The sequence below is a fragment of the Marinobacter sp. MBR-99 genome, from assembly GCF_040547575.1.
GTDB lineage: Bacteria > Pseudomonadota > Gammaproteobacteria > Pseudomonadales > Oleiphilaceae > Marinobacter.
Window position 1 is genome coordinate 1 of record NZ_JBEPPY010000001.1, and the last position, 13,632, is coordinate 13,632.

At 56.7% G+C, this 13,632-nt stretch carries 14 protein-coding genes; 4 read left to right on the forward strand and 10 right to left on the reverse strand.

Features of this window, described 5'->3' with window-relative positions; all coding sequences use genetic code 11:
* Nucleotides 1-63 precede the first annotated feature (63 nt).
* The 3 genes from ABIE59_RS00005 to ABIE59_RS00015 are packed head-to-tail and all read left to right on the forward strand — an operon-like array spanning nt 64 to nt 3,624.
* Entirely contained in the window at nt 64-918 is an 855-nt protein-coding gene (locus tag ABIE59_RS00005) for a transporter (RefSeq protein ID WP_354443105.1), read from the forward strand.
* A gap of 38 nt (nt 919-956) precedes the next feature.
* On the forward strand, nt 957-2,582 hold the full coding sequence (locus tag ABIE59_RS00010) for an OmpP1/FadL family transporter (protein ID WP_354443107.1): 1,626 nt from the start codon (nt 957-959) through the stop codon (nt 2,580-2,582).
* A gap of 22 nt (nt 2,583-2,604) precedes the next feature.
* Nucleotides 2,605-3,624 (forward strand): MalM family protein, encoded by a 1,020-nt coding sequence (locus tag ABIE59_RS00015; protein ID WP_354443109.1) that lies wholly within the window; start codon nt 2,605-2,607, stop codon nt 3,622-3,624.
* 4 nt (nt 3,625-3,628) lie between these two features.
* On the opposite strand, the gene ABIE59_RS00020 is transcribed toward ABIE59_RS00015, so the two are convergent.
* From ABIE59_RS00020 to ABIE59_RS00030, 3 genes are read right to left on the reverse strand one after another with little or no spacing between them, the layout of a single operon-like run.
* Nucleotides 3,629-4,657, reverse strand: coding sequence for a polysaccharide deacetylase family protein (locus ABIE59_RS00020; protein WP_354443111.1), 1,029 nt, complete (start codon nt 4,655-4,657; stop codon nt 3,629-3,631).
* Nucleotides 4,658-4,691: 34 nt separating this feature from the next.
* A complete protein-coding gene (locus ABIE59_RS00025; RefSeq protein WP_354443113.1) occupies nt 4,692-5,339 on the reverse strand; it encodes a DNA-J related domain-containing protein in 648 nt (215 codons plus the stop codon).
* A gap of 36 nt (nt 5,340-5,375) precedes the next feature.
* Nucleotides 5,376-6,029, reverse strand: a complete 654-nt coding sequence (locus ABIE59_RS00030) for a TetR/AcrR family transcriptional regulator (RefSeq protein WP_354443115.1) — start codon at nt 6,027-6,029, stop codon at nt 5,376-5,378.
* Nucleotides 6,030-6,135: 106 nt separating this feature from the next.
* On the opposite strand from ABIE59_RS00030, the gene ttcA reads away from it, so the two are divergent.
* Complete coding sequence (gene ttcA / locus ABIE59_RS00035; protein ID WP_354443677.1) at nt 6,136-7,011, forward strand: tRNA 2-thiocytidine(32) synthetase TtcA; 876 nt, start codon at nt 6,136-6,138, stop codon at nt 7,009-7,011.
* An 8-nt stretch (nt 7,012-7,019) separates the two neighbouring features.
* Here ttcA and ABIE59_RS00040 read toward each other — a convergent pair whose 3' ends face one another.
* The 7 genes from ABIE59_RS00040 to ABIE59_RS00070 all read right to left on the reverse strand — a co-directional run bounded on the left by ABIE59_RS00040 (nt 7,020) and on the right by ABIE59_RS00070 (nt 13,629).
* Nucleotides 7,020-7,706, reverse strand: coding sequence for a sulfite exporter TauE/SafE family protein (locus tag ABIE59_RS00040; RefSeq protein ID WP_354443117.1), 687 nt, complete (start codon nt 7,704-7,706; stop codon nt 7,020-7,022).
* Entirely contained in the window at nt 7,707-7,946 is a 240-nt protein-coding gene (gene ccoS, locus ABIE59_RS00045; protein ID WP_354443119.1) for a cbb3-type cytochrome oxidase assembly protein CcoS, read from the reverse strand.
* 36 nt (nt 7,947-7,982) lie between these two features.
* Complete coding sequence (locus tag ABIE59_RS00050) at nt 7,983-10,430, reverse strand: heavy metal translocating P-type ATPase (protein ID WP_354443121.1); 2,448 nt, start codon at nt 10,428-10,430, stop codon at nt 7,983-7,985.
* A complete protein-coding gene (locus tag ABIE59_RS00055) occupies nt 10,427-10,942 on the reverse strand; it encodes a FixH family protein (RefSeq protein ID WP_354443123.1) in 516 nt (171 codons plus the stop codon). The genes ABIE59_RS00050 and ABIE59_RS00055 overlap by 4 nt, the downstream gene beginning before the upstream one ends.
* A 46-nt stretch (nt 10,943-10,988) precedes the next feature.
* Complete coding sequence (ccoG, locus tag ABIE59_RS00060) at nt 10,989-12,422, reverse strand: cytochrome c oxidase accessory protein CcoG (RefSeq protein ID WP_354443125.1); 1,434 nt, start codon at nt 12,420-12,422, stop codon at nt 10,989-10,991.
* Nucleotides 12,423-12,550: 128 nt separating this feature from the next.
* The gene (gene ccoP / locus ABIE59_RS00065) at nt 12,551-13,441 is read right to left on the reverse strand and encodes a cytochrome-c oxidase, cbb3-type subunit III (RefSeq protein WP_354443127.1); all 891 of its coding nucleotides are present in this window, start codon (nt 13,439-13,441) and stop codon (nt 12,551-12,553) included.
* Nucleotides 13,438-13,629, reverse strand: a complete 192-nt coding sequence (locus ABIE59_RS00070; protein ID WP_354443129.1) for a cbb3-type cytochrome oxidase subunit 3 — start codon at nt 13,627-13,629, stop codon at nt 13,438-13,440. Before ABIE59_RS00070 ends, ccoP begins: the two co-directional genes overlap by 4 nt.
* Nucleotides 13,630-13,632: the final 3 nt, after the last annotated feature.

Genomic DNA, 13,632 nt, shown 5'->3' on the forward strand with positions numbered 1-13,632 from the left:
TTGAGTTTTTCTTGGTCCACTTGTGTACCCACGATGGTATCCTTTTGAAAAGATTACTCAGTCGTGGGCAGTTACACAATTTGGTTTACAGGCTCGAAAAAGGGCACTCACTCCCTTAACTATTCCTTTGACTATTCCTACACAGGTGACCAGCGACTGGACCTGGCCATTACCAACGGCTCAGTACGCAACCTCGATGTTGTGCCCACGGCCACACACAATTTTACCAATTCCTTCTCATACGACTACGGCCTGCTGGATAACCTGACCATCGGCACGCGTATTCCACTGGTGGTGAAATACGACACGGAGGATGAGTTGTCCGTATATGACTTCGGCGACATCTCCTTCACCGGCCGCTGGCAGCCCTTCGCTTACGTGCCGGGCAAGGTATCAACCACCTTCTTCGGAACGCTGACCTCGAAAACCGGTGTCAGTCCCTACGAAATTGACATCAAGGAGCAGCTTTCTACGGGCAGTGGGTATTACTCCATCGGCGGCGGCCTCAGTATGTCCAAGGTACTGGACCCTGTGGTGGTCTTCGGCTCGGTCAGTGCTACCTACAATATTGAAGAGGACGATCTGGAACAGGTCCGGGGCGCTCGTTTGCTGACCAAGGTTGAGCCCGGCTTCGGATTGTCCGGTTCCGCCGGTTTTGCCTACTCGCTGTCCTACGACATTTCCCTGAGCATTTCAGCCCAGCTCAGTTACAGCGACGAAACCGTGCTCACGTTCCGCAATGGCGATCAAGCCGTTGCACAAGATCAGATGACCGGCTTTCTGAGCATGTCCCTGGGTACCCGGGTGAGTGACACCACCATCGTCAACACCAGCCTGGGCATCGGGCTGACCGAAGATGCTCCGGATTTCTCCCTGGGTGTATCCCTGCCCATTAATTTCTCCGGCCTCAAAGAGTGATTGGAGCTGCAGACGATTTAAGGGAAGGGAAGAACTTCATGGCACATTTCAGCCAAAAAAGGCAGCTTCTGGGAGCCGTTATCGCTGCAACCCTGTCCTGTGGCGCACATGCGCAGCTGGCCCAGAACCTTACTATTCATCCCAAAGCTCTGGCGTTGGGAAACGCGGTGACGGCGGATCCCCCCGGCATCATGGCCATTCATTACAACCCGGCGGGTTTGACGAGGCTGAAAGATCGTCAGCTTGAGGTCAATCTGCTGAGTATTTATCTGGATATCGATGCCGATTTCATCGCACCGGATGGTTATGAAATCTTCGGTATCGACGGGCTCGAGATCGATCCGAACACGGGTAAGCAGCGGGATCCCGTGGCCAATACTCACAGTCACACCAACAACGTGGCACTTTACGTGCCGGGGTTCGGGATTCTGAAAGCGCCACCTGGGCCGGCCGTTGCGCCTTCAGCGGGCATCAGTATTAACCCTCCGGGGTCAAAATTGACCTTTGCCAATGCCTTCTATCTACCACTGGCAGCAGGTTTCTATCGGGACAAGGATGACCCGGGCCGTTACCAGCCCCAGGCCACGGCACTGCAGCGCACCACCTATCTGTCGCCGAGCGTTGGTTATGAAATCAATGACCAGTGGTCGGTGGGTGCGGGTATTCACCTGTCACACATGGGTATTGCGGCCGATCAGTATATGCGTGCCCCCAACATGTTGCTGGGTGTCGCGGAAGTGCTTCAGGATGCGTTCAACTGTGAGAGTGGCGATGAGCCCCTACAGCCCTGGCTGGCGCTATGTGGTGGTAATGTGGGGCCGTGGGATGATATTGGTGCGTTGAGCATCAATGTACAGGAAACCATTTCGCCAACCTACACCCTGGGTGTGCTCTGGGAGCCGAATGACTGGTTCCGTTGGGGGGCGAGTTATACCTCCGAAGCGGATATGAACCTCAAAGGAACCTTTGAGATCCAGTATACCGATGACTGGTCCGGTTTCTGGCAGAGCGTTAATGGTTCGGTATTGGGGGCCATTACCTCAGCCATCCTGAGTCTGCCGTCGGGGGCCCCCCGGGAAGCGGGTAACGTCAGCATGGATCTGGTGTATCCGCAGCATTTCCAGACCGGTATCAGTGTCGATGTTCACCCCAGGCTGACGCTGAATGCCGATGTGGGTTGGACAGATTACGCCCAGTGGGATGCCTTCGTGTTCCGCTTTGACCGTAATCTGGAGTTCCTGAACGCCGCGCGGATTCTGTCGCCGGATAACGCGACGCCGAATACCCTCCGCCTGCCACTGGGCTTCAAGAGTCAGTGGAACTGGGCGTTTGGGGCTGAATTCCATGCGTCATCACGACTGGATTTGCGGGCAGGTGTCGAGATACGGGACTCAGTCATTCCCGATGACCAGCGCTCAATCATGGCGCCGTTCGGCGGTGCCAACCTCTACAGTATCGGAATGGGTTACAAGTGGGACAAAAAAACCGAGATCGACATGAATCTTTCCTACCTGCATTCCATTGAAACCATTCCGGCCAACACCAGCTGTAACGTGAACTGTGACAACATCACCAACATCATCTATAACCCCTATGCCGGTCTGGATATAAAAACCTCGTTGCGGGTGGTCATGGCGGGGCTGAGCTTCCGGACCAAGTTCTGATTGTTGCTGGCGGGAAACAGGTATGACAACGGGTCAACTGAGATGCCTTGTGGCGTTGATGACGACGATGGTGATGGCAGGCTGCCAGTCGTCCGGAGCGCCCGTTGGGGAACGGGAAGGCTATTTCTCCTGGGTGGATGAGCAGGGCCGTGTGCAATACACCCGCATTCCAGACTCAGACGCCAGGCCGGCGTCGTCACAAGCAGAGCAAACCCGGCCCACGGCAGAACACGAGGCGTCCGAGCTGGCGCAGGATAACGAGTACACTCTCGACAGCTACCCCGACGGCGATGAGCTGGACAAAGCCGGCAATCTTCGGCCTGGTCAGCGACAGCCTTATTTCACCTGGCGGGATGCCGGTGGCAATGTCCGTGTCAGCTACTATTCGCCCGACACCCGTAGCGACGTTGAGAAGGGCCTGATTGCGGCGCCTGTAGAGTTGAGCCCCGCGAGCGTTTATCACCGAGGTGAAAGCGCCTTTGCCGAGCCAGTGGAGGGTTACGATCCGGATGCCTTTGCCATACTGGGCGTCGAGCAGGAACCTGAAAGTGAGTTTGAAGCGTTCAGTCGTCACTGTTGTGGCAGTCTGTCGTCCCGCTCCACTCAGACCTGGCAAGAGGGGCGTGAATTCGGCGTCAGGCTTGAGGCGTCGTCCCCGGAACATGATTTTGACACCGGTCGCTCGCCGTTCCAGTTGATAGCCTTGCCTACCCGAGCCACCGTGCCGGCCTTTGTGGCCCGATTGAGAAGTTATGATCACAACGGCCTGGTTATTCCAAGCCTGGCCTTTCTCGACAAGGATTTTCAGCCCGTCCGGCTGGTGACCGATCTGGTCATGGATTACTCACCAGAGACCTGGCGCCGAAGGGGTTATCTGGAGGCCTGGGTGCCGGTGTTCCCGGGCCAGGGTGAGCGTTGGCTGCTGCTTTATACCCGTGAGCAGGACTTGCAGGCTCAAACCGTTGTTGAGACCCGACAGGGTCCGAAGGCGATACCGCACGTCCGGTTTGGGGAGTTCGGTATCGCCACCTTCGAAGATTAACCGCTCAGTCTTCGGGTTTCGACCGGTCCAGCCATTGTTGTGACAACCAATAGAAGCTGCCCTGGCCGGCGGGGTGGGTGCAGTTGTAGCGGAAGCGCCGGCTTTGCCCGGCTTTGGGAGCCTGAACCCGGACGACGCCGTCAACCACGTCGAAGTCGATCCGGCCCTGGCCGGTGGCAAAGCAGGTGAGCCGGTTGGCATCCAGTTTGTCGCCCAGTGGGAAGGTCAGTAGGGGCGGGTTTTTATCCAGAATACCGTCTGGCAGGTCTTTGGCAGGGGCGGGGAAGCCTTTGCTCAATAGCTTGTCTTTCAGGCTACCAAGCTGGCCGTATGGGTTGGCCATGGGGAACCTGGGCAGGCGTGTCTCGTGTGACCAACGGCCAATGGCACCGGATTGCTGCCCGTAGCCGTACCAGCCTCGCTCCGCCAGTTTGGCTTCCAGGGCTTCGTCATACTCGCCGTAAGGATAGGCAAACATCGGCTCTTCAACGTTCAGTCTTTCCTTGAGAACCTTCTGGGCAACATCCAGGCTGCGGGTTACCCGTTCTGCCCACACGGCTTCGGGTTCATCAATCTTGCGTGCCAGGTGCCCATGGTCTGTGCTGTGGTTGGCAATGGTCACGCTTTCATGGCTACCCAGTTCCCTGAGTTCGTCCCACGTCATGTAGCCCCTTGAACCGATGGCATCAGTATTCACGAAAATCGTATAGGGCATATCGAAACGTTCGAGAAGGGGAGCCGCTGCGCTATAGACGGATTCATAGGCATCGTCAAACGTGATGGCAATCTGCTGGCGGCTATCCAGATCGCCGGCCAATGCCTGCCGGGTACCTTCCAGAAGCGGCGCCACCTCCAGTTCCAGGTCTGCGATCATCTGCAGCTGGGCTTCAAACAGTGACCGGGAGGTACTGGTTGATGCCGGCGTACTGTCGTCCACGTGATGGTATTGCAGAACCACCAGATCCGCTTTTGCGCTGGCGCCCGCCATGGAGAGGGCGGTGATCATCATAAGGAACGTAAACCGTTTGATCATGATCGTCGTCTGTCCTGAATATCGGTTAAATGGATTATGCGTAGTGTGCTTTCAAGACCGAAAAGGCCTCATTAAGTTTCTGGACTGCTTCGGTATTGCCGCCACGGTCAGGGTGAGCCTGCATCACCAGCTTGCGAAATCGCTGTTTGATCGGAGAGAAGTGTTCAGGCAGTTCGGTAAAACCGAGTGTTCCGGCGGCCTCTGATACCGCCGACAGGTCTGGCCGTGTGCGGCACTGCCCACGCCAGAAGTTATCCATCATCTGGTGGATGGTTGCTTCGGGCATATGATACTGGGACAGATCCAGATAGAACGCCCTGAGTTTGTCTTCTTCCCCCGGCAATCCATCACCAGCAACGGTTTGCTGCTTGGTAATGGTCAGGCGCAACGGTGAAATCAGCAGCGACTCCCCACCGGGAGCCAGTTGGTCCCGCAGTCGGTAGAGTACGTGAAAGAGCAGAAAATGCACCGGGTAGAGCTGATCCGGTTCGTGGTAATTGACGCTGCCAATCAGCGCCCAGGGTTCTGCCTGAAGCGCCTTGATCAGCTCCAGCTCACTTAATCCGCCTGGCTCCACCTGGCGTAGTTCATGCTCCACTGCCACCAGCAAGTGCTCGGTATGCTGCTCCAGCCATTTCAGTTCGGAGCTGGCGACAGTGGTCGCCGGTTCAGTTGCGGTCATGTTTCGGGAAGTCATCATGACTCCATGGTATGCGACTCAGCCCTGGCTTGAAAGCTTGGCCATGGCGGGCAGACCACCCAGGAACAGCTGGGTTGAGAAACGGGCCGCCTTCTCGGCTTCCTGTTGGCCGAGTTCCGGAGCCTGGTGTGTTCGCCTGGCCACCAGTGTACTGATGTCATAGGCGACCCCGAAGAAGGCGGCACACAGATACTCCGAGTCGAGATCCGGAAGCAGGCCTCTGGTTATGGCGTCACGAACGTCTTCTTCCAGTGACAACATGGCCAGGCCAAGGATGTCGGAGCCGAACAGATCCCGCAATGCGCGTTGGTTCTGGTGTGCCAGTTCATAGATCACCGGATCCCTGGCGGTGGCAGAATAGAGTGCCAGGTAGGCATAGTAGATAAAATCTCGAGTTGAACTGGCGGTCCGGCGGTAGCGGCTTATGTCTCCATTCAGGTGGCTGAGGAAATCCGTCAGAAGGGCGGCAAAGATGTCCTGCTTGCTGGAGAAGTAATTGTAGAAAGTGCCTGCTGCCAGGCCGGTACGGCGGACCATGTCGCGGATGGTGGAGTTGTCGTAGCCATTTTCGCGAAAACACTCCCTGGCTGCGACCAGTATTGCATTACGGTTGCGAATCCGGTTAAGCGCCCGTTTTCCGCCAACGTCGTCGCTCAATTTCAACATATCCATGTCGCTATCCTGTCCCTGATACTTTGTGACGCGTATAATTGCCCGCTCACTTATCCTGTGAACGTGCGAGAGTATGTCCCAAGCAATGACCGCCAATCCCGAACCGATGTCTGTTTCTGACCTTGATCGTCGCCAGAAACTGGAACTGAACAAACTGCAGAAACGCCTGCGCCGGGAAGTCGGGCAGGCCATTGCCGATTTTTCGATGATTGAAGCCGGCGACAAGGTCATGTGCTGCCTGTCGGGGGGCAAGGATTCCTACGCCATGCTGGATATCCTGCTGAACCTGCAGAAAAGTGCACCGGTCAACTTCGAACTGATTGCCGTGAACCTTGATCAGAAACAACCGGGTTTTCCTGAGCATGTGCTCCCGGAATACCTGAAAACTCTGGGTATCGAGTATCACATCATCGAAAAAGACACCTACAGTATTGTTAAGGAAAAAGTACCTGAAGGGAAGACCACTTGCGGACTGTGTTCACGCTTGCGCCGGGGAATTCTCTACAATTTTGCGGAAGAGCACGGTGTCACCAAGATTGCTTTGGGCCACCACCGGGACGATATGCTCGAAACCCTGTTCCTGAACATGTTTTACGGGGGCAAGCTCAAGTCCATGCCGCCGGTATTGCACAGTGATGACGGCCGCAATACCGTTATTCGTCCGCTGGCCTATGCCCGCGAGAAGGACATTGCCCGGTACGCCTCCCTGCGTGAATACCCCATTATTCCGTGTAATCTGTGCGGCTCCCAGGAGAATCTTCAGCGCCAGGTAATCAAAGACATGTTCCAGACCTGGGACAAGCAGCATCCGGGCCGCCTTGAAACCATGTTCCGGGCGCTGTGCAATGTAGAGCCTTCGCACCTGGCTGATCCGAATCTATACGATTTCAAGGAAGGCAAACGGTTGGGGGGCAAGCGCCAGGCGGTGCAGACGGCCAGCCCTGAACCGGACTACGGTCGTCTGGATGTGCTGAATCTCTGAGGGTCAGTTCAGTGAATGAGGGCCTGGAACGGCAGTGTCCATAAGCCAAACAGGATGAGCAAGGCGCCACTGATTCTGCGGAAACCCCGGTTGCCCTGAAGGTTGCGAATCCAGTTGGCGGCGTAACCGGTTGCCAGCATCGACGGCAGGGTGCCAAGCCCGAAGAACAGCATGGTCAGGGCTGCAGAGCCAATGGTAGGTTGCAGAGCTGCCCAACCCAGGGTGCTGTAGACCAGACCGCAAGGTAACCAGCCCCAAAGTGCGCCCAAGGCCAGGGCCTGGCCGGGGTTGTTGACCGGAATAAAGCGGTGGGTCAATGGTGCCAGGCGTTTCCACACTGGGGCACCCACTTTCTCAACAAAGCGGATCCCCTGCCACCATTGGCCCATCGACAGCCCCATAAAGATCAGCAGCAGCCCGGCCAGGGTCATCAGTAACAGTGCTGCCCAGCGCCACTGGCCCGCCGCGCTGGTGCTGAAAATGGCAATCAAAGTGGCAATCAGTGCGTAGCTGCCCACGCGGCCCAGATTGAAGGTTAGCAACATAATACTCTGACGCAGCCGAAAGCCTTTGCCCACCGGCAGCGCCATGGACAGCGAGGCGCTGATCCCACCGCACATCCCCAGACAATGGGTGCTGCCCAGTAACCCGATCAGAAAAGCGCTGGAGTAACTGAGAAAAAGTTCTGGCTGCATTCAGGCTTTGCGGTCCGGGTCGTTTTGTTTCGATGAGAGCTCTGGGTCGGCGTCATCAGGAGTGGCTTTATCCTGACGAGCTTCGTCGGGAATCATATCTTTGTCGTCGTCGTAGAGAATCCGGTGCGCAGGACCTTCCAGATCATCGTACTGGCCATTCTTCACCGCCCAGGAAAACAGTAATACCCCCAGTGCCACCAGCATCAGCATCAGGGGGACCAGGAACATGACTATCTGCACAATGCGCTCCTAAACGATAAGTAGATGGTTACGGTATCAAGCCGTGGCATGAGAGCCAACTGTATCAGGTTCCTGGCCGGACCTCTTTGAGGATGAACCCAGCCGCAAGGCATTAAGTACGACCAATAGAGAACTGGCCGACATACCGATGGCCGCCATCCAGGGGGTGACCAAGCCTGCTGCTGCGAGGGGCAGGGCGGCCACGTTGTAGGCAAGCGCCCAGAGCATATTCTGCCGAATGATCCTGCGGGTCTGCTGGCTTGCCTTGATAGCCTCGAGCAGTTGCATCAGCTGACCGTTCATCAGCACCGCATCGGCTTTTAGCTGAGTCAGGTCGGCGGCGGAGCCCATGGCTACCGAGATGCCCGCGCCGGCCATGGAGGGCAGGTCGTTCAGGCCATCGCCCACCATCATTACCTTGTGACCTTCAGCACGAAGCTGATCGAGCACTTCCAGTTTCTGCTCCGGTGAGGCTTCGCCAATCGCCGTTTTGATGCCCAGTGCCTCAGCAACCTGCTGGACATGAGCCGATCGATCACCACTGAGGAGCAGGGTCCGTATTCCGGACTGATTGAGTGCCTTGATGGCTTGCCCGGCATCTTCGCGGATCTGATCATCCAGTTGGAAGCTGGCAAGCCACTGGTCTGCGGTGGCAAGCCAGATTTCCATGCCTGAAGCGGTTTTCGTATGGGGCGATGGAGCGGAGGTATGCTGTTCAACGAATGCCTTGTGACCGATAAACACCGGTTGCCCTTTAAAGCTTCCAGACAAGCCACCGCCCAGATGGTTGTTCACATTTTCCACAGCCACCGAGGCGCATTCGTGGAACACCCTGGCGATTGGATGTTCGGAGTATTTTTCCAGGCCAGCGGCGAGTTTCAGGCAACTGGCCTGATCCATATCGCCAAAAGCCTGGCTACCGGTCAGGGTAAGCTCGCCACGGGTCAGGGTTCCGGTTTTATCGAACACCACGGTGTCGATGCTGTTCAGGGATTCCAGCGTATGGCCCTTCGTCGGGAGGAAGCCGAGTTTGCGCAAACGCATGGTGGCAGCGGTAAGCGCCGTTGGTGTAGCCAGGGACAGGGCGCAAGGGCACGTGACCACAAGCACAGACAAGGCGATATCAAAGGCATTGCCGGCACCGGCCAGAACCCAGCCACCCCAGACAAGAGGCGTCAGGATCAGTACCTGGCGAATAAATTTCCCGGCAATCCGGTCGGCCAGGCGAGCCACAGGGGGCTTCTCGGACTGCACTCTGTCCAGTATCCGCAGGATGCCGGAAAGTCTGGTTTCCGCACCGGCTTTGACGACCCGGATATCCAGCGGATTTTCGCCGTTGATGCTGCCGGCATGTACGGTGTCACCGGGACCACGGGATTCTGGCAGGTATTCGCCGGTCAGGGCCGCTTCGTTGAGGGTGGATTGACCGGAAACAATCTCCCCGTCCACTGGCAGAGTCTCGCCTGGGCGTACACGAATGATGTCCCCGGCTTTCACTTCATGGGTCGGAACTATGTCTGTCTCGCCATCGCGCACCATGGCGGCGACGGTAGGTTGAAATCCCGCCAGGGCACCGCCCGTGAGGCCTGCACGATAACGGGCTTGGACTTCCACGTAGCGCCCTAGCAGCAGGAAAAAGGTAAACATGCATACGGATTCGAAATACACCTCTTCGCCACCGAAAACCGTAACCCAGGCACTGGCGCCATAGGCCAGCCCGATAGCAATGGCCACCGGCACGTCCATCGTCAGATGTCTGGTGGTCAGGTCGCGCCAGGCATTCTCGAAGAACGGCCGAGCGCTATAAAGCAATACCGGTGTTGCCACGATCAGGCTGAACCAGCGGAAAAAATTGACAAACTCCGGAGAAAGCTCGCTGACCAACTCAAAATAGAGCGGAAACGCCAGCATCATGGTCTGAAACGATCCGGCACCTGCAACCAGCAACCGGATCAGCATGGTACGGTGCTCGGCCTTCAGGGTCTGTTCTGCTTCGTCGGCCTGATAGGGGCGGGCGGTAAAGCCAAGCTGATGGATGGCAATCAGCAGATCGCTGAGGCTGGTCTGGTCCTGGGCCCAGACCAGTCGGGCACGCTGGGTACTGTGATTCACTGAGAAAGACAGGACACCTGGCTTCTGTTTCATGTGGTTTTCGAGCAACCAGATACAGGCAGCGCAGGTGATACCGCTGATAAGAAGGCTGGCTTCCTGGCCACCCTTGACCGGCGCAACAAACGATTTCTGCACCAGTGGGTGGTCCAGCTCCCGGATGCGGTCAGATTCTGATCGACTCAATTCGCGGGGTGTAACGGCTGGCTCTGTCCGAAATTGATAGAAACCGGTCAGGCCTTCCCTATGAATGGTTTCGCACACAGCCCTGCAACCCTGACAGCAGAAGTGCCGGGTTTGTCCGTCAAGTTCCAGCGTGATTGACGGGTTGCCCTCCGCTGGCTCTCCGCAATGGAAGCAGGTCAGGGTGTTCACCCCTGAGTATAGCTGGCCGCTTTCAGCGTAACGGCATTTTCAGAGGGCAGCCAGAACTCCCCCTTCAGGCGCCAGTCGTTTTCGGGCCCCTGGAGGTCGTAATACCAGCGACCATCCATATTCTCCAGCAGGTTGCCCGTGTACTCACCGTTACCAACCTTGCGCATCTGAATAGTGCGGTCCTTTTCAGATACCGTCGGGTGATACAGGTTGAGTATCAGATAGGGGTAATCCGCTGCACCCTCTGTCTCCTGAAGATCCAGATTAGCGGCGCGCTCGGTAAAAGACAGGCTGCCTTTGAGGCCGAGATCCCTGGCTTTCTGATCACGGGCTATCGCCATATTAATGCCACGACCCTCCTTGGAATAGTCATCTGTGACCATGGCCGTCGGCAGGCTGGAGGCGAACACCAGCATGGTTAGGCCCCAGACAATGGCTGCCAGAGGGAAAATGGCCAAAAACCAGAACCAGGGCTGGCGGTACCACGGAGCAACGGGTGTATTCTCAGTCATTTCTCAGTCAACTCTTAACAGTGTATCGGTTGTAAGACCGCGAACATCATCGCGGCCTTGGACCAACAAATCGGCTTTCAGTTTCCAGAATCAGCGATGGGTCTGTCTCGGATTCTGCGTAGAAGCGTATGGTGTTGTTGGTATCCGGTATCGACTCGGGCGGCACATCAACAACCGTGGGCAGTGAACGGTTCTCCGCACTCGCTACGGTGACACTGGTGGTGGTCAGAATCCGGATGCCGTCAAGGCCTTCAACAGACAGGTTGAAGGTCTGAGGCACTTCAGACATGTTCTGTATCTTAACTGTATAGGAGTTCTCCACCCGGCCTTCGCCGTTGAAGCTGAACAGGGCGCCGCGGTCACGCAACACATCCATTTTTGCTGGCACCCGGGTGACCAGCGTGAAAATGATGGCCCCAATCATCAGAAGCAAAACGGCACCGTAGCCAAAGGTTCTCGGACGGAGCAGTTTCGAGGTTTTCCCCTCCAGTTCGTTCTCCGTAGTGTAACGGATAAGACCCTTCGGGTAGTCCATTTTCTCCATAACCTCGTCACAGGCATCGATACACAGGGCGCAGCCAATGCATTCATACTGCAGGCCGTCGCGGATATCGATGCCGGTGGGGCATACCTGAACGCACTGGCCGCAGTCGATGCAGTCACCCAGGCCGACATCCGCAGGGTTCACGCTTTTCTTGCGCCCGCCTCTGGGTTCGCCCCGGTTCGGATCGTAGGAAACGATGCGGGTGTTCGGATCGAACATCACCGACTGGAAGCGGGCATAGGGGCACATATACAGGCAGACCTGTTCACGCATCCAGCCGGCATTCAGGTAGGTGGCAACGGTGAAAAACGCCACCCAGAAATAGGCCCAGCCATTGGCCTGGAGCGTGAACAGGTCGATGATCAGTTCGCGTATGGGGTAGAAATAGCCAACAAATGTAAGGCCTGTAGCCAAAGCAATGAACAGCCACAAGCTGTGCTTGATGGTCTTCTTCGCGACCTTTTCTGGTGAATTGGGCGCTTTGTCGAGCTTAATACGTTTGTTGCGGCTGCCCTCGACTTTCTCCTCAATCCACATGAAGATGAATGTCCAGACGGTCTGCGGGCAGGTATAGCCGCACCACACCCGACCAAAAAGGGTGGTAATGAAGAACAGGCCAAAGGCACAGATGATCAACATGCCAGAGAGCAGGAAGAAGTCTTTCGGGAAAAAGGTTACACCGTAAAGATGGAATTCCCGTGCCGGCAGATCGAAATGAATCAGGGGCTGGCCATCGAGTGTCAGCCAGACAAACAGAAAATACATGCCCATGAGCAGCGTCAGGCTGACGTTGCGGATCTTTTGGAATGTGCCTTTTACTTCTCTGACGTAAATCTTTTTACGGCTGGCGTAGAGGTCGACGGTTTCCGGCTTGTCGTTTTTATTGGGGGGCTCGGAGGAAGGTTCTACCTGGGTGACCGGAATTTCATTACTCATGGGTATCTCCCGAAAGGTGTAGTGCTGGGAGCGGGCCTCGAGGGTCAGCTGATCTTCTCAAGCCTGCACCCGCCGGGCAGGTGCAGGGTTGAGAAGACCGGGCCGGAAAAGTTCCCGGCCGGTCTGGCTCAGTTCGACAGGCTGTAAACGTAGGCAGCCAGGATCTGAATCTGATCGTCTGACAGACGACCTTCCTGAGCAGGCATCTCGTTCTGACGACCGTGTTCGACGGTCTCGCGAATCCACTCGTAGGTGGAACCATACAGCCAGATGTTGTCTGTGAGGTTCGGAGCACCCATGGCCGTCATGCCGGTGCCGTCCGCGCCATGACAGGCGGCGCAGGCCTGCTGGAAAACAGCCTCACCGGCTTTGGCAGCCTCCGCATCCCGCTCCCGGCCACTGTAGCTGAGGACGAAATTGACCACCTGGTCCACCTGCTGACTGGTCATGTTGGGCATCACACCTTTGGCCGGCATGTTGCCCTGACGACCCTTGGCGATACTATGCCAGATCTGGTCAGGCTCACCGCCCCACAGCCAGTCGTCGTCGGTCAGGTTGGGGAAGCCCACCTGGCCCCGGGCGGCCGTACCGTGACACACCGAGCAGTTGTTGGCATAAAGACGCTGACCGATCTTCATCGCGTCTTCGTTCTGTGCCAGTTCAGGGATCGGTGTGTTGCCAAACTGGGCATAGATTTCACCATACCTGGCATCCGCTTGTGCCACTTCTGCTTCCCACTGGTTGGCGGAGGTCCAGCCCAGGATCCCCTTGAAGTTACCCAGGCCCGGGTAGAGCGCCAGGTATCCCAGTGCAAACACACAGGTTGCGATGAACAGGTAGAACCACCACTTCGGCAGCGGGTTGTCGTATTCCTCGATGCCATCGAAGGAATGGCCCATTGTGCGGTCGGTTTCGGTATCGGTCGTCTGGCTCTTGCGGGTGGCCCAGAGCAGCCAACAGCAGCCGAAGATGGTACCGAGCACGATCACGCTGATCCAGATGCTCCAGAAGGTACTCATTGTTTCTTCTCCGTTTTTTCCTGTTCGAGCGTACGCTTGGCTACTTCATCGTCGTCATCAGAGAAGGGCAGCTTTGACGCTTCCTCGTTCGCCTTCTTGCGGTGAGCGCTGAACGCCCACCAGATGATGCCGAAAAACATTGCCATGATGACCAGCGAGTGAATGCCGCGTAACTCATTAATATCCATGGG

Excerpts from the sequence above, each read along its gene's own strand:
- ABIE59_RS00020 (WP_354443111.1), bottom strand. The coding sequence starts at position 4,657 with ATGATCAAACGGTTTACGTTCCTTATGATGATCACCGCCCTCTCCATG.
- ABIE59_RS00025 (WP_354443113.1), bottom strand. The coding sequence starts at position 5,339 with ATGACCGCAACTGAACCGGCGACCACTGTCGCCAGCTCCGAACTGAAA.
- ttcA (WP_354443677.1), top strand. The coding sequence starts at position 6,136 with ATGTCTGTTTCTGACCTTGATCGTCGCCAGAAACTGGAACTGAACAAA.
- ABIE59_RS00015 (WP_354443109.1), top strand. The coding sequence starts at position 2,605 with ATGACAACGGGTCAACTGAGATGCCTTGTGGCGTTGATGACGACGATG.
- ccoP (WP_354443127.1), bottom strand. The coding sequence starts at position 13,441 with ATGAGTACCTTCTGGAGCATCTGGATCAGCGTGATCGTGCTCGGTACC.
- ABIE59_RS00070 (WP_354443129.1), bottom strand. The coding sequence starts at position 13,629 with ATGGATATTAATGAGTTACGCGGCATTCACTCGCTGGTCATCATGGCA.
- ABIE59_RS00055 (WP_354443123.1), bottom strand. The coding sequence starts at position 10,942 with ATGACTGAGAATACACCCGTTGCTCCGTGGTACCGCCAGCCCTGGTTC.
- ccoG (WP_354443125.1), bottom strand. The coding sequence starts at position 12,422 with ATGAGTAATGAAATTCCGGTCACCCAGGTAGAACCTTCCTCCGAGCCC.
- ABIE59_RS00030 (WP_354443115.1), bottom strand. The coding sequence starts at position 6,029 with ATGGATATGTTGAAATTGAGCGACGACGTTGGCGGAAAACGGGCGCTT.
- ABIE59_RS00010 (WP_354443107.1), top strand. The coding sequence starts at position 957 with ATGGCACATTTCAGCCAAAAAAGGCAGCTTCTGGGAGCCGTTATCGCT.
- ABIE59_RS00040 (WP_354443117.1), bottom strand. The coding sequence starts at position 7,706 with ATGCAGCCAGAACTTTTTCTCAGTTACTCCAGCGCTTTTCTGATCGGG.